Origin of the sequence: Streptomyces neyagawaensis, assembly GCF_023516595.1 — a bacterium.
Taxonomy (GTDB): Bacteria; Actinomycetota; Actinomycetes; order Streptomycetales; family Streptomycetaceae; genus Streptomyces; species Streptomyces neyagawaensis.
In genome coordinates this window covers 1-995 of the sequence record NZ_JAMGBG010000250.1, presented here as the reverse complement: position 1 = coordinate 995, position 995 = coordinate 1, and the positions used below count along the sequence as shown (strand labels likewise).

1 protein-coding gene is annotated in these 995 nt (G+C 70.3%); it reads left to right on the top strand.

From position 1 onward, the window contains the following. A partial coding sequence (locus M8J73_RS44535; RefSeq protein ID WP_249829933.1) for a LuxR C-terminal-related transcriptional regulator occupies positions 1-814 on the top strand: 814 nt, incomplete at its 5' end. Positions 815-995 lie beyond the last annotated feature (181 nt).

The window sequence follows — 995 nt, the reverse complement described above, 5'->3', positions numbered from 1 at the left end:
GGGCAATGTGAGCATGCGCGACGGCGACCGGATCGCGGTCACCGCCACCGGCGCCGTCCTCGGACAGTGCACGCCCCACCAGGTGACGGTATTGGGCCCCGACGGCGGGACACTCGCCGGGAACCTCGAACCGACCTCCGAACAGGCGGTGGCCGTGGCGGAGGCACACGGGGAGCGGCTGTGCCGCGCCTACGCGCTGTGGGCACTGGGATTAGACGCCTGGATACGAGGCGACAACGCCGCCGCCGAACAGTCGACGCGTGCCGGACTGGAGATTCAACGGGGGTTCAACGACCCCATAGGAAGCGCGATGCTGGTGGGCCTCCTTGCCTGGATCGCCGGCTCATACGGCGACCACCGGATGGCGGCCCGCCTGGAGGGCGCGGCACGTTCTCTGTGGCGCGTCCTCGGCACGTCCATCGGCGCGTTCGGCCCTCATATTTCCCGGTTCCAGGCCCGCTTCGAGCAGGAAACCGTGGCGGCCCTCGGCCCGACGGCGTTCGAGAAGGCCATCGCGGAAGGCGGTCAGTACGACAGTCCGGCCTGTGCCGTCGAGTTGGCCCTGGTGGCGTCGGCCGACGCCCAGTGGAGTGCCTCAGTTGGCTCGTGTTCCCTGACGCGCCGGGAACTGGAGGTGGCCGCGCTCGTGGCGGAGGGCATGAGCAACCGGCAGATCGCCTCATCGCTCGACCTGTCACCGCGCACGGTGGACCGCCATATCGAGCACATCCTGGCCAAGCTCGGATTCCGCTCCCGCGCCCGGGTGGCTGCCTGGTGGGTGGCGAATCACCACCCACCAGGCACGCTTCCGTAGCGGAGCGCGGCCGGATCGCACCCCCAGTGGTGAGTCCGTTCGATCACCCATCGCTTCAGCAGGGGCTCCCGTGTTTCCTCGCACTGGCCCGGCCGACGCCGTCGCCCGGGTGGAGAAGAAGACCGGAGGCCCCGCCCGCCTCGTCCTCACCCGTGAACACCGACGGCGGCCGGAGGAGGCG